The 23,896-nt window shown below is 67.3% G+C and carries 20 protein-coding genes; 12 read left to right on the forward strand and 8 right to left on the reverse strand.

What is annotated here, in order from left to right; all coding sequences use genetic code 11:
- Positions 1-21: 21 nt before the first annotated feature.
- The gene (locus ACWFRF_RS01890; RefSeq protein WP_378989662.1) at positions 22-627 is read right to left on the reverse strand and encodes a TetR/AcrR family transcriptional regulator; all 606 of its coding nucleotides are present in this window, start codon (positions 625-627) and stop codon (positions 22-24) included.
- A 98-nt stretch (positions 628-725) separates the two neighbouring features.
- On the opposite strand from ACWFRF_RS01890, the gene ACWFRF_RS01895 reads away from it, so the two are divergent.
- From ACWFRF_RS01895 to ACWFRF_RS01920, 6 genes are all read left to right on the forward strand, one after another.
- Positions 726-2,060 (forward strand): alpha/beta hydrolase family protein, encoded by a 1,335-nt coding sequence (locus ACWFRF_RS01895; protein ID WP_387446851.1) that lies wholly within the window; start codon positions 726-728, stop codon positions 2,058-2,060.
- Complete coding sequence (locus ACWFRF_RS01900) at positions 2,057-3,028, forward strand: fumarylacetoacetate hydrolase family protein (RefSeq protein ID WP_452448504.1); 972 nt, start codon at positions 2,057-2,059, stop codon at positions 3,026-3,028. Before ACWFRF_RS01895 ends, ACWFRF_RS01900 begins: the two co-directional genes overlap by 4 nt.
- A 7-nt stretch (positions 3,029-3,035) precedes the next feature.
- The gene (locus ACWFRF_RS01905; RefSeq protein ID WP_387446847.1) at positions 3,036-3,800 is read left to right on the forward strand and encodes an MBL fold metallo-hydrolase; all 765 of its coding nucleotides are present in this window, start codon (positions 3,036-3,038) and stop codon (positions 3,798-3,800) included.
- A gap of 9 nt (positions 3,801-3,809) precedes the next feature.
- On the forward strand, positions 3,810-4,913 hold the full coding sequence (locus ACWFRF_RS01910; RefSeq protein ID WP_452448831.1) for an MCE family protein: 1,104 nt from the start codon (positions 3,810-3,812) through the stop codon (positions 4,911-4,913).
- Between the two features lie 66 nt (positions 4,914-4,979).
- The gene (locus tag ACWFRF_RS01915) at positions 4,980-5,288 is read left to right on the forward strand and encodes a nucleotidyltransferase domain-containing protein (RefSeq protein WP_452448505.1); all 309 of its coding nucleotides are present in this window, start codon (positions 4,980-4,982) and stop codon (positions 5,286-5,288) included.
- A 141-nt stretch (positions 5,289-5,429) separates the two neighbouring features.
- A complete protein-coding gene (locus tag ACWFRF_RS01920) occupies positions 5,430-5,747 on the forward strand; it encodes a VOC family protein (protein ID WP_387446846.1) in 318 nt (105 codons plus the stop codon).
- A gap of 133 nt (positions 5,748-5,880) precedes the next feature.
- Here ACWFRF_RS01920 and ACWFRF_RS01925 read toward each other — a convergent pair whose 3' ends face one another.
- From ACWFRF_RS01925 to ACWFRF_RS01935, 3 genes are all read right to left on the reverse strand, one after another.
- The gene (locus ACWFRF_RS01925) at positions 5,881-7,293 is read right to left on the reverse strand and encodes a phytoene desaturase family protein (protein ID WP_452448506.1); all 1,413 of its coding nucleotides are present in this window, start codon (positions 7,291-7,293) and stop codon (positions 5,881-5,883) included.
- A 42-nt stretch (positions 7,294-7,335) separates the two neighbouring features.
- Positions 7,336-9,135, reverse strand: a complete 1,800-nt coding sequence (locus ACWFRF_RS01930) for a DUF3556 domain-containing protein (protein ID WP_452448507.1) — start codon at positions 9,133-9,135, stop codon at positions 7,336-7,338.
- A 91-nt stretch (positions 9,136-9,226) separates the two neighbouring features.
- Positions 9,227-10,666 (reverse strand): class I adenylate-forming enzyme family protein, encoded by a 1,440-nt coding sequence (locus ACWFRF_RS01935; RefSeq protein ID WP_452448508.1) that lies wholly within the window; start codon positions 10,664-10,666, stop codon positions 9,227-9,229.
- Between the two features lie 161 nt (positions 10,667-10,827).
- Between ACWFRF_RS01935 and ACWFRF_RS01940 the strand changes: the two genes are divergently transcribed.
- The gene (locus tag ACWFRF_RS01940; RefSeq protein ID WP_452448509.1) at positions 10,828-12,108 is read left to right on the forward strand and encodes a helix-turn-helix domain-containing protein; all 1,281 of its coding nucleotides are present in this window, start codon (positions 10,828-10,830) and stop codon (positions 12,106-12,108) included.
- A 119-nt stretch (positions 12,109-12,227) separates the two neighbouring features.
- Here the strand turns inward: ACWFRF_RS01940 and ACWFRF_RS01945 are convergent, their stop codons facing one another.
- The gene (locus ACWFRF_RS01945) at positions 12,228-12,950 is read right to left on the reverse strand and encodes a PaaX domain-containing protein, C- domain protein (RefSeq protein ID WP_378989652.1); all 723 of its coding nucleotides are present in this window, start codon (positions 12,948-12,950) and stop codon (positions 12,228-12,230) included.
- Between the two features lie 62 nt (positions 12,951-13,012).
- Between ACWFRF_RS01945 and ACWFRF_RS01950 the strand changes: the two genes are divergently transcribed.
- Both ACWFRF_RS01950 and ACWFRF_RS01955 read left to right on the forward strand, forming a co-directional pair.
- Positions 13,013-13,876, forward strand: coding sequence for an SDR family oxidoreductase (locus ACWFRF_RS01950; protein ID WP_452448510.1), 864 nt, complete (start codon positions 13,013-13,015; stop codon positions 13,874-13,876).
- 147 nt (positions 13,877-14,023) lie between these two features.
- Positions 14,024-17,326: a protein kinase domain-containing protein gene (locus ACWFRF_RS01955; protein ID WP_452448511.1), complete on the forward strand. Its 3,303-nt coding sequence runs from the start codon at positions 14,024-14,026 to the stop codon at positions 17,324-17,326.
- Between the two features lie 187 nt (positions 17,327-17,513).
- On the opposite strand, the gene ACWFRF_RS01960 is transcribed toward ACWFRF_RS01955, so the two are convergent.
- Positions 17,514-18,143 carry a TetR/AcrR family transcriptional regulator gene (locus ACWFRF_RS01960; RefSeq protein WP_452448512.1) on the reverse strand — a complete coding sequence of 210 codons (630 nt, stop codon included), beginning with the start codon at positions 18,141-18,143 and terminating at the stop codon, positions 17,514-17,516.
- A 203-nt stretch (positions 18,144-18,346) separates the two neighbouring features.
- Here ACWFRF_RS01960 and ACWFRF_RS01965 point away from each other — a divergent pair, with 203 nt between their 5' ends.
- Positions 18,347-19,912 carry an FAD-dependent monooxygenase gene (locus ACWFRF_RS01965; RefSeq protein WP_452448513.1) on the forward strand — a complete coding sequence of 522 codons (1,566 nt, stop codon included), beginning with the start codon at positions 18,347-18,349 and terminating at the stop codon, positions 19,910-19,912.
- A 73-nt stretch (positions 19,913-19,985) separates the two neighbouring features.
- On the opposite strand, the gene ACWFRF_RS01970 is transcribed toward ACWFRF_RS01965, so the two are convergent.
- Positions 19,986-20,423: a MarR family winged helix-turn-helix transcriptional regulator gene (locus ACWFRF_RS01970; protein WP_452448514.1), complete on the reverse strand. Its 438-nt coding sequence runs from the start codon at positions 20,421-20,423 to the stop codon at positions 19,986-19,988.
- Positions 20,424-20,500: 77 nt separating this feature from the next.
- Between ACWFRF_RS01970 and ACWFRF_RS01975 the strand changes: the two genes are divergently transcribed.
- Entirely contained in the window at positions 20,501-22,321 is a 1,821-nt protein-coding gene (locus tag ACWFRF_RS01975) for an ABC transporter ATP-binding protein (RefSeq protein ID WP_379315848.1), read from the forward strand.
- Positions 22,322-22,349: 28 nt separating this feature from the next.
- Here ACWFRF_RS01975 and ACWFRF_RS01980 read toward each other — a convergent pair whose 3' ends face one another.
- Entirely contained in the window at positions 22,350-22,958 is a 609-nt protein-coding gene (locus ACWFRF_RS01980; protein WP_452448515.1) for a hypothetical protein, read from the reverse strand.
- A 338-nt stretch (positions 22,959-23,296) separates the two neighbouring features.
- On the opposite strand from ACWFRF_RS01980, the gene ACWFRF_RS01985 reads away from it, so the two are divergent.
- Entirely contained in the window at positions 23,297-23,836 is a 540-nt protein-coding gene (locus ACWFRF_RS01985; protein WP_452448516.1) for a hypothetical protein, read from the forward strand.
- Positions 23,837-23,896 lie beyond the last annotated feature (60 nt).

Consider the following 23,896-nt stretch of genomic DNA (forward strand, 5'->3'; position numbering starts at 1 on the left):
GGAGGCGTCATGGGCGGTCGCTCATTCGGCCGGATCGGACTGCAACGCGCGGATCACCCGGATGACGTGCTGGTCGACGAACCGTTCGTCCATCGGTTCGCGGGTGAGGAAGTGGCGGAAGTGTATCGGCGCGATGAGGGTTTCGACGACGGTCCGGGTATCGGTGCCGGCGGGTAGCTCGCCGCGTTCGACCGCCCGGGCAACCATGGCCCGGTTGGCTTCGTAGCGGGTTTCCCAGAAGGTGTTCCGTGCTCGGGCGATGTCTTCGGAGTCGCTGATGAACGCCAGTGCGCGCGCAAGACCGGTACCCAGAGGGCTGTCGAGGTAGGCGATGAGTGCGGTGGCGAAGAAGGAAAGGTCTCCGCGCAACGACCCGGTGTCCGGCAGCGGCAGGGTGCGCTCGCTCGCGCTGAGCATCACATCGAGCACCAGGTTCTCCCGCGTTCCCCATCGCCGGTAGATGGAGCTGTCGCGGACACCGGCGCGGCGGCTGATATCGGGGATGCCGACCTTGTCCACGCCGTGTTCTTCGACAGCGTCGAGCACGGCGCGATGCACGGCTTCGCGGACCTTCGCCGCCCGTCCTCCGGGTCGACGCGGCGGCTCGATGTTCTCGGCTTCCGACATAGCCCCATGCTAAAGCAGAGCTTCTTGCTTTTGGCTATCGCTGTGCCTACGCTCACAAAAGCAGAACCATCTGCGATTAGAGATCGAGAGGCACAACGATGACGTCAGTGCGGGAGATCGGCAAACGAGTGCTCATCAGCGCTCGCGCGATGACTCACACCACCGAGCGTGCGGCCCGGCGGGTCGGCGTGGCGGGATTCCTGCCCCGGTTGTTCGCCGAGAGGTTCACCCACCTCGGCGGGATCGACACCGAGGAATTCCAGCGTCAGCTGCACGGTTGCCGGTCCTTCGACGACACCCGCTGGACCGGGTACTGGCAAGACTTCGCCCGCCAACACTTCGCGCGGGCCGACACGGCGTTGCTGCGCCTGGGCGGGCCGTCGACCGACCAACTGCTCGACCCCGCCGCGCCATTGGACCTGCATGCTCTTGGCGAGTTGCTCTCACCAGCGGTAACGATCCTGGCCGACCGAGGGCCGGTGGCCGATCCCGAGGCAGTCGACCGATTCTGTGCGGCTCATCCCGACGCCGCCGATGCCGCGATCGCGATCGACGGGCTGATCAAGGCGTTGGTGTACGAGTTCATCGCCGCCTGGCCGGGGTTCAGCCCGGCCAGGCTCGTCGCCTACGAGCGCTCGCACCGGCTGTGCGAAGTGCTGCTGGGTTCGCTCGACACCGCGATGGGAGTGCGTATCGAAATGGTGCGAATTCCGGTCGGCGCTCAGACTGTGCGTGGAATGCTGATGCTTCCAGCCGGTGTGGAGTCGGTACCGACGATCCTTGTCACCAACGGGCTGGAAGGCACCATCGCCGAAGCGCTACTGCCGCTGTTGTCGCGGCGTGACGCCGGCATGGGCGTATTCGTGATGGAGATGCCCGGCACCTACTCGTATACCGAGCCGCTGAGCATCGACGCCGAGACCATCTACTCGACCGTCATCGATCACCTGTGCGCTGACCCGCGCCTGGATGCGCAACGGATCGGCATGCTGGGCTTCAGTTTCGGAGCCTACTGGTCGACGCGGATGGCCGCCGTCGACCCGAGGCTGACGGTAGCAGTGTCCAACGGCCCGCTCGCTGACCGCAGTTTCGGGCTGCTCAACTCGATCGGCATGCCCGAGATCATGGTCTCCGCACTGGTCTCGACCCTTGGTGCTCGAGGCCCTGCCGACTTGTCGAGCAAATTGGCGACATTCTCACTCGCCCAGCACTATCGCCGGATCGACATCCCACTGTTGGTGATCAACGGCGCCCGCGACACCCTTGCCTCCACCCAGGACTCGATCGACATCGCCATCGCCGCACCGGACGCGCAATTGGTGCTCTATGCCGAGGACGACCACTGTGCCATGGGCCACGCCGAGCAGTGGACAGCACTGTCGACGAAATTCCTTCGCGATCACCTACGTGTGGGCGTCGAGGTCACCGCATGACCCACCCACACAATCGGGCCACTGCGGCGATCCCTCGGATGCGGCGCATCCTCGATCGCAGCACACACCGAATCGATACCCAGATCGAATACGGCACGGGATGGCGCACCGAGTCCGAATCCGAATCCGATGGTAGCCAGGGGTTCCCGAGAATCGAGCCCGCCTTTACCCTCGATTTCGAGCTAGCGCGCTACGACGCCCTCGGGCTGGACGACGGGGCCCTCGTCCTGCCGGTGTGCCCGGCCTCGTTCCGCGATTTCATGATCTTCGAAAGGCACGCCGTCGACGCCGCGCGCGGTCTGGCCCGCCGATTCTTGCCTGCGGGCTCCCGCGTCGCCACCGCGTACGAGACACTGACCCGGCGCACTTTCCCGCCGTTCCGGCCGCACGCGCTCTGGTACCGGCAGCCGATCTACTACATGTCCAACGCCTTGACCATCGTCCCCTCCGGGTTGCCGGTTGCTGCCCCGAACTACACGCGGGCACTGGATTTCGAACTCGAACTCGGCGTCGTGCTCGGTGTTCCGCTGCGCGACGCCACCGTCGAACAGGCGGCCGCCGCGATCGCCGCAGTGGTGGTGATCAACGACTTCTCCGCCCGCGACGTCCAACTGGCCGAAATGCGTTCGGGGTTCGGACCGCAACGATCCAAACACTTCCTCACCTCGATGTCGGCGACCGCGGCCGCCGGGCCCGCGCTCATCGATCGGCTCGACCGATTGACCGCCACGGTCACGATCAACGGAGAGACCGTGGCGCGCACCGGAACACACAATGCCCGGTACTCGATGGCCCAAGCCATCGCGCACGTGTCCTGCAGCGAACAGCTCTACCCCGGCGAACTGCTGTCGACCGGCACCTTGCCCGGTGGAAGTGGGATGGAACTGGGCCGCTGGCTCGCCCCCGGCGACCATCTGCGCCTGGAAATCGACGGCATCGGGATCATCGAACACGACATCCAGAAGTAGGCCCGCGATGAAAATCGATCAGGTTTCCGACTCCGTCCATGTCGTAGCCGGCACCAACGTCAACTGGGCGCTGATCAGCGACGATTCCGGGATCACCGTGATAGACGCCGGATACCCCGCTGACGCCGCCGACGTGCTCGGTTCTGTCCGGCAGATCGGCGGTCGGCTTGCCGATGTTCGGGCCGTGCTGATCACCCATGCCCATCTCGACCACATCGGTGCGATCCCGGCGCTCATCGAGCAGTTCGGCATGCCGGTCTACACCGGCGCCGAGGAAGTGCGCCACGCCAAACGCGAATACCTGCAACAGATCACGCCGATCGGAATGCTCGAACAACTCGCCACCCGCCGCGGCCGCCGCTGGGTCGCACACACCCTGCGCGCGGTCCACGGCCACATCGGCACGGCCATCCCACAAGCTGAGGCGGTCGAGCCCGCCACCCTGGCGGCACTGCCCGGCGGACTCGTCGCGATACCCACCCCCGGGCACACCAGCGGCCACACCGCCTACCTCCTTCCCGCCGAAGGCGTGCTGTTCTCCGGAGACGCACTCGTCACCGGGCATCCGCTGCTACCTCACGTCGGCCCCCAGTTGCTACCGGCGGTGTTCAATCACGACGAAGCACTCACCTACGACACCGCTACGACTCTCGCAACCGTGCACGCCCACACCCTGGTTCCAGGACACGGACTGCCCAGCAGTTTCGACGGACCATCCATCGCCACAGCTTTGGGGCCGCGACCACCACTCACCGACACTGACAACAAATAGATGGAACCAATGAGGTACCTGCGCAGCACCGTGTACAGATCCTTCCGCCCTCTGGGCCTAGCAGCGGCGTCCATCGCGATCGTCAGTTGTTCCATACCCGGCCAGGTGAACGACCCGCTCGGCCGCTCGACCAAGATCACTGCCGACTTCGAGAACATCGCCGGCATGTACGAGGGCAACGAGATCATGGTCCTCGGTCTCGCGGTGGGCAAGGTCGACAAGATCGTGCCCAAGGGCACCTACGTCGAGGTCCACATGACCATCGACGCCGGCGTCAAGGTCCCGAAAGACGCGATCGCGGCGATCATTTCGCCCTCGATCGTCACCGATCGCCACATCGAGGTGAGCCCGCCGTTCACCGGCGGTGAGACACTGAAGTCCGGCGATCACCTGCCCAAGGCACGCACCAGGACCCCGGTCGAGCTGGACACGATGATCAAGACCATCGACCAGTTCGCCGCCTCGCTGAAGCCCGAACCCGGCCAGGAGGGTCTGGGCCCGCTGTCGGGCCGGGTGCTCTACCCGGTGCTCAACGGCAACGGTCAGAAGATCCGCGAAACCCTCGACGCGCTCTCGGGTGCGCTGAAGGTCGGTGTCGACAACAAGGACGCCATCGCCAACATCATCATCAAGCTCAACGAGCTCACGACGATGCTGGCCGACAACGATCAGTCGGTGCGCGACTTCAGCGACCGGGTGACCGCCATGTCGGGGCTGCTCGCCGACCAGGCGCCCGGTCTGCAGGCCACCCTCGATCAGCTCAACCAGTTCCTGAACAACACCTCGACGACCTTCGCCGGGCATCAGGAAGAACTGGCCGCCTCGCTGACCGGCCTGACCACCGTGACCAACCAGTTGCACGCCAACTCCGGTGCGATGGTCGAGATCGTCGACGTGGTGCCGCTGCTCATGCAGAACATCGACGGCGCCATGAACAAGCAGGAGGGCTTCGTGCGCATACACGCCCTGATCGGCACCGCCCTCTCCGGCGAGATGATCAGCGTGTTCTGTGAGCGGATCCAGATGAAGTCCGATGGCTGCCGCTCCGGAAACATGCACGACTTCGGCCCCGACTACGGACTCACCGCCGCACTGCTCGGACTGACGAAATGACGAAACGCTGGACCACGAGATCGCGGGGGAATCGTCGCAGAGCCGACACGATGACAGACTTGCCCGGTGGCGATCGACGGGGTTGAAGTGGCACGGCTGCTGGTCCGGCGAGAATTTCCGCAGGCTCGGGCAGCGTGGCTAGGTGGCAGCGTGGCTCTCGGAATGGCCACGGCGACTTCTGATCTGGATATCACCGTATTGATGCATGGTTCATCGGCGTCCTACCGTTCATCGATACATTTCGGTGAGTGGCCGGTGGAGCTGTTCGTACAGACTGAAGACTCACTGGAGCATTTTCGCTCCAAGGAGCACGCCGTCCGGAAGCCGAGCACGACGGGTACACAGTCGGTCGCCCCCTCACATGATCGGCATTGAGTGCGTTCTCACGTGGCGGTTCGGATGTTCCTCCAAGGGCTGGATGACGGCAAGCAGTACGCTTGTCCTGCAAGAGATTTCAGGAAGGGATCTGTGATTCACCACGTACAAGTCGCTTGTCCGCCAGGCGCCGAAGGTCGCATGCGGTCGTTCTACACCGGTGTCCTCGGCTGGGCCGAACTCCCCAAACCTCCGTTGCTCGCTGCCCGAGGCGGCTGCTGGTTCACGGTTCCGGGAGTGGGCGGCCCGGATGGGGAATTGCACGTGGGCGTCGAGGAACCCTTCCATCCTGCGCGCAAAGCTCATCCCGCCTTCATCGTTGACGTGGACGCCCTCGCGTCCGCGGTCACGGCGGCTGGACACGAAGTCCACTGGGCTGATCCCGCCGAGATTCCCGGCCGCCGCCGATTCCACACAACCGACCCGGTGGGCAACCGTCTCGAGTTTCTGGGCGGCTAACCAGTTGCTGCTCAGACATACTCTCCGAGTACCCCTGCAAACCTCGCGCTCATCGCCATGAGCGGACGTTCGGGCACCGCTGGTGGTGGCATATGTGATGGGTCAGCCACCATTGTCGGTCCTCGAATATTGGTTACCTCAGCCGTCGCAGTGCTCGTTCGGCGGCGTTGGCACCGCACATGCCGTGCGCGCCGGGGCCGGGCGGGGTCGCCGCCGAGCACAGGTAGTGGCCTGGGAGGCCGGTGTCGTAGGGCTGCAGGGTTTTTCGGGGGCCGAAGACCAGCTGCGGGATGTTCTTGGCGCCGGTCATGATGTTGCCGCCGACGTAGTTGGGGTTGTAGTCGGCGAATTCTGTGGTGGTGCGGGTGGTCAGGCCGACTACGCGGTCTCGGAAGCCGGGTGCGAAGCGTTCGATCTGGGCGATGATCGCTGCGGTGGCGTCGCCGGTGTAGCCGTTGGGGACGTGGGCGTAGGTCCAGACTGGGTGAACCGATCCTGCGGATCGCTGAGGGTCGGCGAGGTATTGCTGGCCGACCAGGACGAAGGGGCGCTGGGGCATTCGGCCGACGTGGATGTCACGTTCGCCCGCGGCGATCTCGGCGAAGGAGCCGCCCAGGTGCACTGTGCCCGCACGACGGGCGGCCTCGGTGGTCCACGGGATGCCGCCGTCGACGGCGAAGTCGACCTTGAAAGCGCCGGGGCCGTAGCGGAACCGGTTGTAGGCGCGTGCAATTCGAGTGGGGAGTCGGTCGGCGAGGATCTCCGCGAGCGCGGTCGGGGCGAGGTCCCAGATGGTGATGTCGGATGGCGGCAGGTCGGCGACCGAGCGCACGCGGACGCCGGTCTCGACCTTTCCGCCGTGGTCGGCCAGTACCGCGACCATGCTGTCGGCGATCCGCTGGGATCCGCCGACCGCGACCGCCCAGCCGTATCGGTGTCCCGCCGTCAGGATGCCGAGCCCGACGCTGGCGCTCAACGGGCGTTCGAGGGGTTGGAAGGCGTGTGCGGCGACGCCGCCGAACAAGGCCCGTCCCGCTTCGGTGCGGAAAGCTCGCGCGAGCAGTGTGGCGGGCGCGGTCGCCGGAATGCCGAAGCGCGCCAGTCGGATCGGATGTCGAGGAATGCGCAGCAGCGGGCGCATGATGTCGGCATCGAATATGTCGTAGCCGGCGACCGGGCGTTCGAACAGCGTGCGCCACAGCCGTTCATCGGCGCCGAGGCCCGTGGCGGTCTCGGTGACCGAGCGGTGCAGCACACCGGCGGTGCCGTCGTCGAGGGGGTGGACGCAGTCGAGTTCCGACCACGCCCACCGCAATCCGTACCGTTCCAGGTCGATGCGCCGCAGAAACGGCGAGCCCACGGCCATCGGGTGGATGGCCGAGCAGTGGTCGTGCAGCAGACCGGGCAGGATCGCCTCGCTCGTGCGGGTGCCGCCGCCGATCGTGTCGGCCGCTTCGAGAACCGTCACCTCCACGCCCGCGCGGGCCAGGGTGATCGCCGCTGCCAGCCCGTTGGGGCCGCTGCCGACCACTGTCGCCGTTGTCATCGACGTGCCTTTCTCTTGGTCGAGATATCGTCCGGTGCTCGGCTATTCGGCCGGAGCCACCACACCCTGCCGCGGTGCGGTGACGTCTTCACGCCGCCAGGTCACGGTGTGCGCGATGGGACCGTCCGGCAGCCACGGCAACGCCTCGACCGCGTCGGCCACCTCCCATGTTCCGCGTTCGATGACGCCCAGCGCCGCGTCGACCACCATGTATTGCTGCGTGCTCTTGTGTACCGGCTGCGACTCCACCCACACCACGATCCATTCTCCCGGAGCGAAGCCGACCCGTGCCTGCACCGCGTCGATCAGGTCCAGGTTGTGCAGGTGGCCGTCGCCGAAGTTGAAGCCGATTAGCGAGTTGCAGGCGAACTCGGCTTCGCGCACGGTCCAGCGATCGACGTCGGGAAGGTGCTTGTACAGCAGGGAGAACAGGCCGCGGCCCTGACTGTGCATGGAACGCCAGGCGATGGTCTGCTGCATGGTGATCTCGGCGACCGCGGGCGGGTAGCCCATGGCCAGCAGCTGGTCGACCTGATTGTCGGCGGGGCGGTGCGCGATGGTGTTGAGCTTCGCCTCGGCGCCCGGTGCGAAGGCCCACAGCGCCGAGGCCCAGTTGCCGGCGTACTGACGCATGGACGGCAGGAACGACACCAGGTCGGGGCGCAGGTTACCCAGCACAGGGAAGAAGGCGAGCCCGGCCGCGATCGCCACCGTCAACCACGGCGACGACATGTCGAATACCCCGTACCCGTCCGAGTTCGGGAAGCCGAGGAACAGGAACACGGTGAGGTAGGCGAACAGGATGTTCCACTCCAGCGGCACAGCCAGCGGGAAGGTGGACGTGATGAACAGGTGGAAGATGACCATCATCGCGACACCGGCCAACGTGAGCCAGTGGTTCGTCGAGAACAGCAACACGATCGGGGTGAGAACCTCCACGGCGGTACCACCGACATGGGCCATGAACGCCGCCACCCGCGACGGGCGGATATCGCGCGGAAAGTCGCGGTAGTGGGCGCGTTTGATCGACCGGAACGGCATCGACGGGCTGTTGGACACCATCGGGGGCACCACATTGGTGAAGTGCTTGCCGAACTTCGAAACTCCCGCGCCGACCCACACGATCACGATCAGCAGCTTGGCCGCGATGATCATGTCGGTGAACGGCAACACCGCGAAGAACAGCAGCGCGGGCAGATACTGCTCGCCGCGAGCCGCCAGGAAGATCGTCTTGTCGCGCAGCCCGCACAGGATGTAGAGCAGGATCGGCGCGATCAGCAGCACGGGCCGGACCAGTCCGGAGGTGTTGTCCGGCAGCGCTTCCAGCAGTGCGGCGGTGGTCCGGCCCGGTGCGACAAGTGCGATCACCAGCGACGCGAGAAAGCCCAGATACAGGACCACGTCGAGGGCGGTGCGCGAGTCACCGTTGGTGAACGGCACCCGATACCAGGGCCGCAATCGGATACTTCCCCGTCGCGCGAAGTACAGGATGCCGCCGGTCATCGGCTTGAACTTGCCCGCCAGCGGTCCCCAGGAGCCCGCGACGCCGAGGGCTTCGAGCAGCACCGTCCACAGGACCAGCTTCTGGTAGACCACCGGTTGGTTCCACCACTGCGCCACATCCCAGAACGGTCCGGTGCCCGACGTCGCCGTCGCGATCGCGATGCCGCCGATGATGTAGAGCACGAGCACTTTCGCGAGATACACGGTGTGGATCATCTTCGGCGTACCGAATCCGTATTCCGCCCAGTGCAGTGCCAGCGTCCGTATACGTTCGCGCAGCGGCAGATCCAAGAATGTCTCGGTGTCCACCGGCGGGAAGTCTCCCGTCTTGAATCCCATGGCTCGATCCCTTTCTTCCGGCTTCCGGACGCGAGTGACCGCGACCGAAAGGGCTGTCTTTCGTTCGAAGTGGATTGCGGTGCACAACCGCTCAGGTGCGCGCGGCCGAGAGCCGCAGCTGCTTCTTGTCGATCTTGCCGACCGGATTGCGTGGCATCTCCGCGGTCAACACGATCGCGGCGGGAACCTTGAACGCCGCGAGTTCCCCGCGGCAGTGTTCGATCAGCTCTTCGACGGTGACCGTGGCCTGCGACGCGGGCACCACGTGGGCGACCGGCACCTCGCCCAGCACGGCGTCGGGCACACCGACTACCGCGGCTTCGTGAACAGCGGGATGACGGTAGAGCGCGTTCTCGATTTCCTTGGGGTACAGGTTCTCGCCCGCCCGGATGATCATGTCCTTGATCCGGTCGACCAGAACCAGATAGCCGTCGGCGTCGAAGTAGCCGACGTCGCCGGTGTGCAGCCAGCCGTCCACGACGGTTTTCGCCGTCTCCGTCGGCCTGCCGAGGTAGCCGCGCATCACGTTCGCTCCGCGAATGACGACTTCGCCGGGTTCGCCGGGCGCCGACAACGCGCCGCCGACATCCATGATCGCTACGGTCTGACCGGGCAACGGGATACCGACAGTCCCCGGCTTCCGTTGGCCCGCTACGGGATTGAGAGTCGACGCACAGGTCCCCTCGGACAGACCGTAACCCTCGACGATCGGCACACCGAAGCGCTGCTCGAACCGGGCGATGAGCTCGGCGGGCATCGGCGCGGCACCGCAGATCGCCAAGCGCAACGAGGAATTGTCGGGACGAGGACCGTCGGGCTGGGCCACCAGCATCGCGTAGATGGCGGGCACCGCCGAGAAATAGGTGGGCCGGACCCGCTCGACCGTGTCGAAAAAGCCTGAGGCGGAGAACTTTCCGGCGATGGTGGTGCGTCCGCCCGCCAGCAGTGGCGACAGCACGCTGACCACGATGCCGTTGACGTGGAACAGCGGCAGGATCAGCAGGCTGTGGTCGGTCTCGTTCAGGCCGAGCGAGTCGATGATCATCGCGCACATGGCGGCGAGGTTCTCGTGACCGAGCAGCACACCCTTGGGCCTGCCCGTGGTGCCGCTGGTGTAGATGATCAGGGCGAGATCGTCAGAGGACGCGGCGGCGACGGGACCGGCGTGCTCGGCCAATTCCGCGATGTCGAGAGTGATTGCGGGCCTGCCGGATTCGCCGAGGACGACGGCGGCGCCGGAGTCTTCGACCTGGTACCGGATGTCGTCGTCGGTGAGCCCCGGATTCACCGGAGTGACGGCCGCACCGAGTCGCCAGGCCGCGAACAGGGCCACCACGAGGTCTACGCGGTTGGGCAGCACCACCGCGACGACGTCGTCGGACCGCACGCCCTCACGATGCAGGACCGACGCAGCGGCATCGACCCGAGCATGGAACTGCGCATTGGACAGTGTGACGGTGTCGTCGGCGATGCAGGGTCCGTGCGGGTCGGCAGCGGCTCTGACCTCGGGCAATTCGGCGATGTGTCGCATGATTCCTCACCGGTGGCGAATGTGATCTGAGTTACATCACTCACGGTAGGACGCGAATCAGGCGCCGACTACGGGCCCGCAGCCCAGCGTTGCGCCGACGTGTTGTGCCACGGGCACAAACAGCGCCACACAGGTGAGCGTCGGGGGTACTGTCTGCGGCCATGGCCCACGACAACGATCCACTGGTGCGTGCGGTGGCGGGCCGGATCAAAGCCGACCTGGACCACCTGTCACCGAGGATGACCACGATGTTCACCGAGGTCATCCCCGAATTCCGGCACGACGACGAGGTGCGCAGGCTGATGGTGGCCAGCACGGAGTCCAACCTGTCCGCGATCTTGGACATACTCACGCTGGCCATCGGCCTCGACGACATCACCGTGCCGCCCGCCGCCGCCGAATACGCCCGCCGCTTCGCCCAGCACGATCTGTCGCTGGAGGCACTGCTGCGCGCCTACCGGCTCGGCGAGAACATGTTCGTCCAGTGGACGATGACGCTGCTGGCCGAACTGAACCCGCCCACCGACGTGGCGATGGCCACCGCGGCCCGCATCGCCTACCTGGTCAACAGCTATATCGACCAGGTAATCGAGGGCCTGATCGATATCTACGAGAGCGAGCGCCGCCGCTGGGACGCGCGCACCGACGCCGCCCGTGCCGCACAGGTGCGCGCCGTCGTCGACGCCGATGATCTGGACGTGGGCTCGGCCGAGCAGATGCTGTCGGCCTCCCTGCGTGGCTGGCACCAGTTCGCGACGCTGTGGACACCACCGGGAACCCGCGATCCCCGCGCGTCGCTGCGCGCGGGCACCGCCCTGCTGGCGGCCGCGACCGGCAAGACGCCGATGACCGTCGAGGTCGACGACCACAACCGGTGGGTGTGGATCTCCTCGGTGGCCCGACCCGTGCTCGACACCGAACAACTCGCCCACGATCTGCGGGCCCATCCGAATCTGTCGATCACCCTGGGCGATCCGGCTACCGGCCTCGAAGGATTCCGCCAGACCTTCCGCGACGCGCAACAAGCCCGCGCCGTCGCCCTGACCAGGCGAGAGCACGGACTCACCGTTCATTCCGACGTGGCGTTGACCGCCCTGTTCGCCGACCGGGTGCCCGAGATGCGGGTGTGGGCCGAGCGTGTGCTCGGCACACTGCTGGGCACGGACGAGACAGCAGCGCGGTTACGCGAGACCGTCCGCGCGTTCCTCGACGCCCGTGGCAGCTACACCGACGCCGCCGCGCGGCTGCACGTCCACAAGAACACCGTCCACTACCGGGTGCGCAAAGCCGAAGAGCTGCTCGGACATCCGCTCGGCGAGCGCAGGCTCGATATCGAAGTGGCCCTGCTGACCTGCGCGCAACTGGGGATCCCCGAGGCTCCCCGCGAGCCCCGGCGAAGCCGTCGCAGGTCGGCCGAGACCACCGTGGACGACGCGACCTGACGACCGGTTGGTCACCGAGACCTTCGATTTCGGCGACCTCGCCAAGGCCGTCGACTACTGCGCCGGCGAGAACGGCGCCCGCGCAGTCGTCCTCTCCTGACCTGCGGCGCCGGGACGGCTTACAGGTCGAGTTGTCTGATCCAGGCGAGATAGGCCGAGGTCTGTGCCCGGAGATCGTCGACCGGCCAGTCGTCGGGTTGCAGCGCCGCAGGAAGCGCGGGGTCGGTGGTGAGCAGGTCGAGCGCGGCGCATACCACCGCGAATCTTGCTGCCGGGTCAGGGTTTTCGATGTCGTCGAGCAGGGCGCGCCCCCGCGCCGACCAATCGGCCAGCGACCACAGTTCGGCGGTGAGGTCGGCAGCGTTCTCGACCGGCCGGAGTCGGAAATGGAGTGTGGTGGTAGCCAGGTCCGCGGGCAGCTCGCGGACGAGGTTGGCCGGCCGCAGCCAGACTCCCTCGCGAAGTTCTGCCAGGCGAAGCGAGAGCAGCCTGGCGCGCAGGGCCGCACGCTCGGCCGACGGTCGTCCGGCGGCGGTGATGACGACCTGCTCCCAGTCGCCGTCCCAGGGCCGAACGGGCGGGGCGGTGAGTTCGGTCCGGCGTGCGCGCAAGGCGGGGTCGAGCGTGTAGGCGCGCTGTTCGCGGATCAGCTCGCCCGCGGCCACCATCCGCGACACCGCGACACGCACCGTTGTCTCCGGATAGCCGACGGCGGTGGTGGCAGCGCAGATTTCGCTCGAGGTGGTCGTCGGCGACTCGGCCGCTATCAGAATCCGGATCACCGCCGAACGGGCCGACACCGGACGGACCCGTGCGTCGAAGCCGGTAGCAGCGGATTTCACGAGACCGAGTCTACATATTTCACTATTGCCGCGACTGTCAGAAAACTGTAACGTCGCACGGTATGACCACGACCACATCCACGATCTCCCCGTTCCCGCTGACCGGGCGCACCATGATCATGTCGGGCGGCAGCCGCGGCATCGGGCTGGCGATCGCCGTCGCCGCCGCCCGCGAAGGCGCCAACATCGTGCTGCTCGCCAAGACCGATACGCCCGACCCCCGACTGCCGGGCACCGTCCACACCGCCGCCGCCGAGATCGAAGCCGCCGGTGGACAGGCGCTCGCGGTGGTGGGCGATGTGCGCGACGAAGCCTCGGTAACCGACGCGGTGGCCCGCGCGGTCGAGCGTTTCGGCGGCATCGACTACTGCGTGAACAACGCCTCGGCGATCGCCCTCGCCCCCACCGAGGAATTGCCGATCAAGCGGTTCGACCTGATGCAGCAGATCCAGCTGCGCGGCACCTACCTGCTCTCGAGCGCCTGCCTGCCGCACCTGCGCCGCAGCGACAACGCCCACATCCTCAGCCTGTCGCCGCCGCTGAATCTCGCACCCGAATGGCTCGGCGCCTACCCCGCGTACATGCTCGCCAAATACGGGATGTCGCTTTTGACGCTGGGCTGGGCAGCCGAATACGCCGAACACGGCATCGCAGGCAACTGCCTGTGGCCCGAGACCCTGATCGCCACCGCCGCGGTGCAGAACCTCCTCGGCGGCGACGACGCGATCGCCAAAGCCCGTACCCCGCAGATCATGGCCGACGCCGCGGTGGCGCTCCTGCGCAAGGACGCACGATCGGTCACCGGAAATACCTTCCTCGACGTCGACGTGCTCCGTGCCGAAGGCGTCACCGATCTCTCGCCCTACGGAGGCGCCGACGGGCTGGAATACGACATCTTCGTCGACCCGCCGCACAAGCGGGCCTGAGCCGCCCGCCCGCAGCGCGAACGCAGGGGCTTTCGCCGACACCGGAAACGCGCCTGACGTCGTCGAACACCGTGGGTTCCGGGGCTATCCTCGGTAGAGGGCGGCGCACCAGCGCACCGCCACGAGGTCGCACCGAATCGAGCCTGAATGGCCGAAAACTTGCCGACGCAGCGCAGCTCGGCCACCGGGATCGCGGCGGAACTGACCGCCGAGGGCTTCGAGGACGCCCAGGAGATCGGACGCGGCGGTTTCGGTGTGGTCTACCGCTGCGTCCAGCCCGATCTGGACCGCGTGGTCGCGGTGAAAGTACTGACCTCCGAACTCGACCCCGACGGATTGCAGCGCTTCGTGCGCGAACAGCAGGCGATGGGCAGGCTGTCCGGTCATCCCTACATCGTCGCGGTCTTCCAAGCGGGCACCACCCACGGCGGGCACCCCTACCTGGTGATGCCCTATCACGCACGCGGGTCGTTGGAACAACGTATCCACGCCGTCGGCCCGCTGGACTGGGCAGCGACACTGCGGTTGGGCGTGAAGATGGCGGGCGCCCTCGAGACCGCGCACCGGGCCGGGATCCTGCATCGTGACGTGAAACCGTCCAACATCCTGCTCAGCGACTACGACGAACCCGAACTCACCGACTTCGGGATCGCCCGGATCCAGGGCGGGTTCCACACGACGACCGGAATCGTCACCGGCTCCCCCGCTTTCGCCGCGCCGGAGGTCCTGCGCGGCGCGCAAGCCACCGCCGCCGCCGACGTGTACGGCCTGGGCGCCACGCTGTTCTGCGCACTCACCGGACATGTCGCCTACGAGCGGCGCGTCGGAGAGCAGGTGTTGTCACAGTTCCTGCGAGTCTCCGCGCAGCCCGGTCCCGATCTCACCGGCCAGGATGTGCCCGACGAGGTCAGAGCCGCCATCGAGCACGCGATGGCGACCGACCCCGCCGACCGGCCCGACAGCGCCGCCGCCTTCGGCGCGGAACTGGTTGCGGCCCAGCGCAGTACCGGCAGCCCCGTCGATGTCCTCCGGGTCCCGGATACCCAGCGCCCCGTGGCGGTGCCGATCGCACCGGCGGCCCGGGCCCGCGACCGCACCACCGCGCCTCCCACACCCGCCACGAAGTATCGCCCGCCGACTCCGGCGCGGGCGACTCTGGCCAGAAAGCGCCTGCTCGAGCACTTGCGCACCACCGAACGCACCCGGCTCACCGCCATCCACGCGCCCAGCGGATTCGGCAAGACCACGGTGGCCGCCCAATGGCACGACGAGCTGGTCGAGCACGGCGCCGCAGTCGCGTGGCTGACCGTCGACGAGGACGACGACAATGCCTCCTGGTTCCTCACCCACCTCGCCGAGGCGATCCGACCCGCCGTCCCCGTGCTCGCCGACGATCTCGACCGGCTGTTGGAAGCCAACCCCGACGATCCGACCCGCGCCGTGCTGACCGCACTCGTCGACGGTCTGCACGCCGACGACCGGCGGGTGACGCTGATACTCGACGACTGGCAACGGGTCACCGCCCCCGCCTCGGTGGACGCGGTCCGGTTCCTGCTCGAGCACGGGTGTCACCATCTGCCCCTCGTCGTCACGAGCACCGAGCGGCTCGACCTGCCGTTGAGCAGGTTGCGCATCCACGGTGAACTCGCCGAAATCGACGCCACGACACTACGTTTCAATCCCGACGAAGTACACGCGTTCCTCGCCGAAGCCGGCGGTGTGCACTTGGCCGCCGACGAGGTGGCCGCGCTGGCAGGCGCCACCGACGGCTGGGTCGCGGCACTACAGCTGACGGTGCTGTCGCTGCGCGCGGGTGAGGACCCGGCGCACCTGCTCGACAGCCTCGCCGCGCACCCCGACATCGGGGCGTTCCTGGCCGAGAACGTACTCGGCGCACTGGATCCGGACACCCTCGAATTCCTCATGACGACCTCGATCTGCGAGCGGATCTGCGGCGGACTGGCCACCGCCCTGACCGGCCGCACCGACGCCGCCGACCTCCTCGCCGATCTCGCCGACCGCGGTTTGTTCCTACTGCCCACCGGCCCCGACCACCACTGGTACCGCTACCACCAGTTGTTCGCTGGTTATCTGTGCCGCAGGCTCGCCCAAGACCGCCCGGGCGAGATCGCGGGTCTGCGGCTGCGAGCCGCCGACTGGTTCGCGCACCATCACCTGCTCAACGACGCCGTCGACCAAGCGCTGGCCGCGCAGAACCCCGAACGCGCGGCCGATCTCGTCGAACAGGGCGCGGGTTACCTGCTGGAGCTGTCGAAAATGGTGATGCTGCAGGGCATTCTGGCAAAACTACCCGCCAGGGTGTGCCGGGCGAGGCCCCGTATCCAGCTGTTCGGCGTCTGGGTCAACCTGGTGCTGCGCAGACCCGCGGCCACCGCGTCCTCCCTCGCCCGCTTCGAGACCGCGCTGGCCGCGGCCCCACCCGCCGAGCCCGAGCGCACCGATCTGCGCGCGGAAGCGGACGTGGCGATCAGCGTCCGGGAGATGTTCGGTGACCGCGTATCCGAGCTCGACGGTCTGATCGGTGACGCGCTGGCCCGGCCCGACGACTTCTCCCCGAGGATCCCCGGAGTGGCGGCCAATATCGCCAGCTTCGCGGCGATCCAGCGCTTCGACTTCGCCGAGGCGCGCCGGTGGCAGCTCTGGGCAGCGCCGTATCACGAGGCGACCGGCCCGTTCCTGTCGGTGTACGGGCGCTGTTTCGCGGGTGTGGCCGCCCGCGAACAGCTCGACATCATCGGCGCCGACGACCTGTTCACGACCGCGCTCGACACCGCACGCACGACCATGGGCGCCGCCGCCCACGCGACTCGCCTCGCGTGCGCTTTGCTGGGCGAATTGCGTTATGAGACCGGTGATTTCGATATCGCCGCGGATCTACTGGAGCAGAGCAGAGAACTGTCCGCCGAAGGCGGCGGCGGAGTGGACATCATGCTCGCCACCTACGCGACCGGTGCGCGGGTACGAGCCCTGCGCGGCGACCGGGACGGCGCGCTGGAACTCCTCGACGAGGGCATGTCCCACGCCGAACTCTTGGATCTGCCGCGCCTGGCCGCCCGGGTCCGCAACGAGCGGGTGCGTCTCGGCGTCGAACTCGATCCCACCGTGGCGGCGGCACTGACGAGCGCGCGCACGATCCGGCGTGACAACGGAACCGCCACTACCATCGATGAATTCGATGAGGACTCCGCGATCCGCGTGTTGCTGGCGACGGGTCGGCCCCGGTCGGCGATCGAGCGCGCCGAGAACTTGGTCGCCGGGATAGATGTGCAGCGCAGGCCGCTGGCCGCGCTGCGTGCCGGGTTCCTGCTCGGCAGCGCCCTGCGCCGGGCCGACCGCGCGAGCGAAGCCGATCGCATCCTCACACCGCTGATCCGCCGATGCGATCACCTCGGCCTGGTCCGCCTGCCAGCCGACGCGATGGCGACCTAGAGGTTTGCCCTGCGGCCCGGTTCAGGATCGATTTCTTTGCGCGACAAATCGACTCGGTAAACCATGACCGGGTAGTGCGGGTGGAAATCCGGGATGGGTCGGTGCCGGATGTCGCCGGCCCGCCATCGCAGTAGTCCGGTATCGGCGCAGATCAGGCCGCGGGCACGGGTTTCGCGGCTCACGAATGTCAGCGGTGTGGTCGTTTCTCGGCGGCATCGAGTGCGGGGGCGAGTGGTGCGAGTGAGGCGCGGAGCAGCTCCGGTAACGCGCCGGATGGCACGACGAGTCCGCTGGTCACGGGGGCCGGTTGGAGCCATCGTTCGAGGGTGACGCGAACCGCGGCGGTCACGCTGGCCGCGAGCACGCGGGCGGTGTGCGGGTCGATGTCGCCGAGGCGGGCCGCGATCGCGTCGGCGAGAGGATGTTCCATCGCGGTGGAGGTATGGACGAAGGCGTCACGCAGCGCGGGATGGCCGGCGATCAGGAGCAGCGCGTCACGACCGGATTCGTCCTGAGCGGTGTACTGATCCACGATCGCGTCGATGACGGCGTCGGCGAGTCGGGCGGCGGGCCGAGCTGCCACTGCCGCCGCGACCCGTGTTTCCCGTTCCGTGGTGATGGCAGCGACGATCGCCTGTTCTCGACTGGAGAAGTAGTTGTTGTAGGTCCTGGGTGAGACGCCGGCGGCCTCGGCGATGTCGTCCACGCGCACGTTGTCCGGCCCGCGCTCGAGCGCCAGCCGAAGTGCCGCCTCGCACAGCGCTTCCCGGGTGGCCCGCTTCTTCTGCTCGCGCAACCCTGCCCGTCGTGTCGTCACCGCTTCAGTATTCCATCGACTTTGCGCACACGCAAAATTGCGTGCACGCACTTTTGTCCTCTAGTCTGGCCTCCTCATCCCCGACCGACAGGAACCAGGTCGATGAGAAGCAGGGGCGGCACGATCTCCCGTGCGCGCGTCGACCTGGACGAAGTCGAGCGCGAGCTGCGCGTCTTTCCATCCCGATGAAGGAGAAGTCACCGATGACCGTCGATGTTGTGATCAGCGGAGCCGGCCCGAACGGGCTGATGCTGGCCTGCGAGCTGAGCCTGGCCGGGATCCGGCCGATCGTGCTGGAGCGACTGCCCGAACCGAGCGAGGAACCGAAAGCCAACGGGCTGCTCGGCCAGGTCGTGCAACTGGTCGACCGGCGGGGTCTGTACGAGCGGCTCAGCGGCAGCCCGGCGCCGCCGCAACCGAACTCCACCTACTTCATGTTCGCCGCGATGGCCCTGGACCTGAGTCTGCTCGACGACAGCCCGGTCTTCGGGCTGGCGGCGCCGCAGCACCACATCGCGCAGGTCCTGGAACAGCGTGCTGTCGAACTCGGCGCGGCGATCCGGCGCGGACACGAGGTCGTCGGCCTGGCACAAGACGACGACATGGTCACCGTAGACGTCGCGGGCCCGGACGGAACCTACCGCCTGCGGGCCCGATATCTCGTCGGCGCGGACGGGGCGCACAGCGTCACCCGCACGCTGTCCGGCATCGGATTCCCCGGTGTCACCTACGACCGCGCGACCAGCCGGGCGGCGCACGCCACCGTCCCGGCCGACTGGGTGGACCCCACAACCGGCGTCCTGACTGTGCCCGGCTACGGGACCGCCCAACCATTCCTGCCACTGCGCACCGAGCACGGGGGTTTCTCCTACGCGCCGTTCCCCGGTCATTCGCCGCTCATCAGCACCATCGAGTGGGACCAGCCCGAGACCGACGCTCCCATGAGCCTCGACGAGCTTCGGGCCAGCGTCGACCGTGTACTCGCCGCCGACATCCCACTCGGCGCGCCCTCCGGCCAGGAACCGCACGTGCTGCGCCGGCTCAGCGGTGGCAACACCCGAATCGCCGACCGATTCCGAGACCGCCGCGTGTTCCTGATCGGCGACGCCGCCCACATCTACACTGCAGGAGGCGGCCCTGGGCTCAATCTCGGCCTGCAGGACGCGGCCAACCTAGGCTGGAAACTCGCCGCCGACATCCGCGGCAACGCCGCGACCGACCTACTCGACAGCTACGAGGCCGAACGTCGGCAAGCCGCCTCCCGCATGGTCACCTACGCCCAAGCACAATCCGCGCTGATCGCCCCGGGTAGCGACGTCACCGCCCTGCGCGAACTGTTCACCGAACTACTACGCGACCAGGACACCGTGCAGCGTCTCGCCGCCCTCACCGCGGGCGCCGACATCCGCTACGACACGGGCGGACCCGATACCCACCCGCTCATCGGCCGGTTCGCGCCGGACATGGAACTGACCACCCCGAACGGGACCGTCCGGCTGGCCGAGCTGACCAGGACCGCACGGCCACTGCTGCTCGACCTGACCGGGAACACGGGGTTGGCGGAAACGCTGCCCGAGTGGCACGACCAACTCGACATCGTCACCGCACGCCCCCAACCCGGATCACCCACCGCCCTGCTCCTGCGCCCGGACTGCTACGTCGCGTGGGCAACCGCATCCCCGTGCCCGGACAGTTCGGACCGACAGGCGCTCCGCACGGCACTGCAGCGCTGTTTCCGCCCCACGAACCCGCCGGCATCTGACCGCTGACGGGTCGGTAGTCCCTCATCCGTCACGACGACATGAAATCACCGGTAGGTCGACACCGCTCGATGTTCCGCGCTCAGCGCCGGATCGGGTGGATCTGCTCCTCACCCTCGGAGACGAGCTTGCCGAGAATGTCGCGCAGCGAAGCGCGCTCATCGTCGGTGAGTCGTCCGAAGAAGTCGTCGGCGTCCTTCGTCCGGGCGGCAGTCAAGGTTGCGAGAGTCCGCTTGCCCAGCGCGGTCACCGCCACGAGAATCGCGCGGCGGTCGGTCGGGTCGGGCCGTCGCGTGACCAGATCAGCTTCCTCGAGCGCGTCCACCACTTCCGTGGCCGACCGGGCGCTGATCCGCAACGCGTCCGCGATGGCCGACAGCCGGAGACCGTCGTGCTCGCCGGCCACGCGGAGCGCGCGGGCCTGGTGTGGCGTCAGACCCATCGGCGCGTACGCCGCCGACCAGCGCCGACGGAGCGTCCTGGCGACCTGCATCAGGAGGTCGCTCTCGTTGTCGGGCATAAACCCGCCTCTCGCTTTGTTTTCCTTACCAGATAGTGAGGTAACCTCAGCATAAACACAACCCAAGGGGGTTGCAGATGGAAGTGAAAGTCTCCGCCGGCGGCGGCCGCGCCCGCCGACCCGACCCGGCCGATCGCGCACAACTGCGCGAGTCCCCCGTGTCCCTGCGCCGGATCGCCGCGCTCTTCGCGCCGTACCGGCTTCAGCTCACCCTGCTGACCGTCCTGATCGTGGCGGGTTCGACGATCGGCCTCGCCTCGCCGTTCCTGCTGCGGCTGGTGATCGATGACGCGCTCCCCCAGCAGAACGTCCCACTCCTGCTCTGGGCCGTGGGCGGCATGCTCGCCGTCACCGTGCTCACCGCCGTGCTCGGCGTAGGCCAGACACTCATCTCCACCACGGTCGGGCAGCAGGTGATGCATGTCCTGCGTGCCGACGTGTTCCGCCACCTACAGCGGCAGTCGCTGGCATTCTTCACCCGCACCCGTAGTGGTGAGGTCCAGTCGCGCCTGATCAACGATGTCGGCGGCATGCAGTCCGTGGTCACCAGCACCGCGACCGCCATCGCGAGCAACGTCACCACCGTGGTCGGCACCGCCGTCGCAATGGCCGTGCTGTCGTGGCGGTTGTCGCTGCTTTCGCTGGTGGTGCTGCCACCGGCGATCTGGCTGACCCGGCGCGTAGCGCTGCTGCGTCGCGACATCACCGCCCAGCGCCAACGTCACCTCGCCGATCTACACGGCCAGGTCGAGGAAGGACTCTCGGTGAGCGGCGTCCAGCTGGGCAAGACCCTCGGCACCGGTCCTCTCGCGTCCGCGCAGTTCGAGCAGACCTCGCATGACCTGGTCGGCCTCGAAGTGCGCTCACAGCTCGCGGGCCGCTGGCGGATGGCCACTATGAGCATCCTCTTCGCGGCCATCCCGGCGCTGCTCTACCTCGCCGCCGGTCTTCCGGCGACCAGCAGCGGCATGACGATCGGCACCCTGGTCGCCTTCACCACGTTGCAGGCAGGGTTGTTCAGGCCGCTGATGGCTCTGCTCAATGTGGGTGTCGAAGTCACCAGCTCGATGGCGTTGTTCAGCCGGATCTTCGGCTACCTCGACCTTCCGGTCGAGATCGATGAACCCACCCAGCCGGTCGACCTCGACCCACGCGATGTCGTGGGCGAAGTCCGGTTCGACGATGTCAGCTTCCGCTACGACGCCGCGGGCCCCGATGTCCTCGATGGCGTCTCGCTCGTCGTACCTCCCGGGTCGACGCTCGCCCTGGTCGGCGAGACCGGTTCCGGCAAGACCACCCTCGCTTCGCTCGTCGCGCGACTGCACGACGCGACCGGTGGCCGGGTGACCATCGACGGCGTCGACGTTCGTGATCTGGAGCTCGGCACCCTCGCTCGCATCGTCGGCGTGGTGTCGCAGGAGTCGTACCTGCTGCATACGACCATTCGTGAGAACCTTCGCTATGCCAAGCCCGGTGCGACCGATGCGGAGATCGAGCGCGCGGCCCGTGCCGCCCAGATCCACGAGCTGATCGCCTCACTGCCCCAGGGCTACGACACTGTGGTCGGGTCGCGCGGTCATCGGTTCTCCGGCGGTGAGAAGCAGCGGATCGCGCTGGCGCGCACCCTGTTGCGCGACCCGCGTGTGCTGGTACTCGACGAGGCGACGAGCGCCCTCGACAACGAGACCGAGCGTGCGGTGCAGGCCGCCATCGACGTGGTCGCCCAGGGCCGCACGGTCATCACGATCGCGCACCGGCTGAGCACCATCCGCGATGCCGACCAGATCGCTGTCCTGCACCATGGCCGGGTCGCCGAACTCGGCGACCACCGGACCCTCGTCGACGACGGCGGACGCTACGCCCGGCTCAACGGCGCCGCCGACGTCGTGGCGGCCTGATCGGCCGACCGAGGACGAGGCCGTCGATCTACCGACAGCCGCCGAGCCACCACCATCCACCGCCCAGTTCCATTGTCGGACAGATCGGATCGCCGAAACCGTCATACGGTTCAGGACCAGGCGATTCGGTGAAGTGCGCGTAACCGACGGCGCCGTCGGGGCTTCCCAGGTAATCGGGCACGAACCGCACCGGAGGTCCCCCGAGGGTATTGACAGTCGCCACTTTGCAATTCGCCGACACAAAGCACAGGTGCCCCGGCAAGGGACTGCCGTAGTAGCCGTCATCGTCCGGAGTCTCCAATGCTGCCACCGCTGTGAACGCCGGTCGCTCGAGCCAGAATCGGGTCCGCGCCCCGACCTCAGGACAGGCGACGAAAAGAACTGGCGCTCCGATGCCCACCACGGCCATCGCGGCGGTGATCGCCAGCGGCCATCGCTGTGTCAGCTCGCGGGCACGGGCCATCGCGACCGCGAACAGCGCGATCACCGTCAACCACGCCATCCCGAGCACGGGTAGCGCCAGCAGCCACAATTCCGTCATCACCCAACCCCGATGCAAGCTGACCATGATCGCCGTCAACATCAGGAATGCGGCGCATGTGGGCGCAACCGCAGGAGGGGACTTCGCCAGGAGCACGACGACAAGGTATCGCGCCCGCGTGGCGGTTCCGCGGTGAGAATGTGCGGAATTCGTGTGGCTGGAACGTTGAACGCGAATTCAGCCCCGCCACAGGGACCTTCACCGACTAGCTGCTGACTCGACCCGTCGACGAAGAAGATCTCGCGGAAGACCTCAGCCTCGGCAAGAAGCGGGCGTCAGTCGTGCAATCCGCCCCGGGTCTGGCGGACTTGGTGCCAAAATAGTCGTGTACCAACACCTTCGAATGGCAGGTGCTACCGATGACTGGGATGGCCGAGGGGTGAAAGACTTGGCCGTCCAGCGGAGTGACGGCTGCCGGGTACGGGAGCGGCGTGATGCTGACAGCGAGGACGCTGGCCGAGGCGACCACCTACCTGAGCCTTGTCGCCGCATCCGATGCGGCCCGGCACAGCCCACCCGAAACTTCGCTGACCGAAGGAACGGAAGCGTGGACGGTCCACTCGCAGCTCGGTGATGTTGCCGTGCGCTACCAGTCCGAGGACGTCAGCCGCAGACTGGGGGTCGTGTACGGCCTCGGCGTTTCTCAGCTCATCGACGCCGGCCAGTGGATCATGATTTCCCAAACTTTTGCGCGCCGCGCACTCGAGGCGGACATGGCCTACTCCGCCCGGCCCGGTCAGGACCGCGCGTCTGTTGAGCTGAATTGGCAGTTCGCGGCCGAGGCGGTCGGTGAAGCGATGAAATTCTTGCCCGAGAACGCGGACAGACTGCCGGAGAAAGCATTCTGGTCCGAGCTCGGCGCACAGTTCGCGCGCGAGCAGCCCGACGGGATCACCCGGGCACAGCTCGTCGACGACTACGAGTACTACACAGGCACCCTCGACGACTTCCGTCAGCTCTACGGTGAAGCCTGAAAATCTACCCGACATGATCCGGAGGGCGCGGCTACTCCGCCGTGGAATGCCGAACCAGCC

Source organism: Nocardia sp. NPDC055165, from assembly GCF_053606985.1.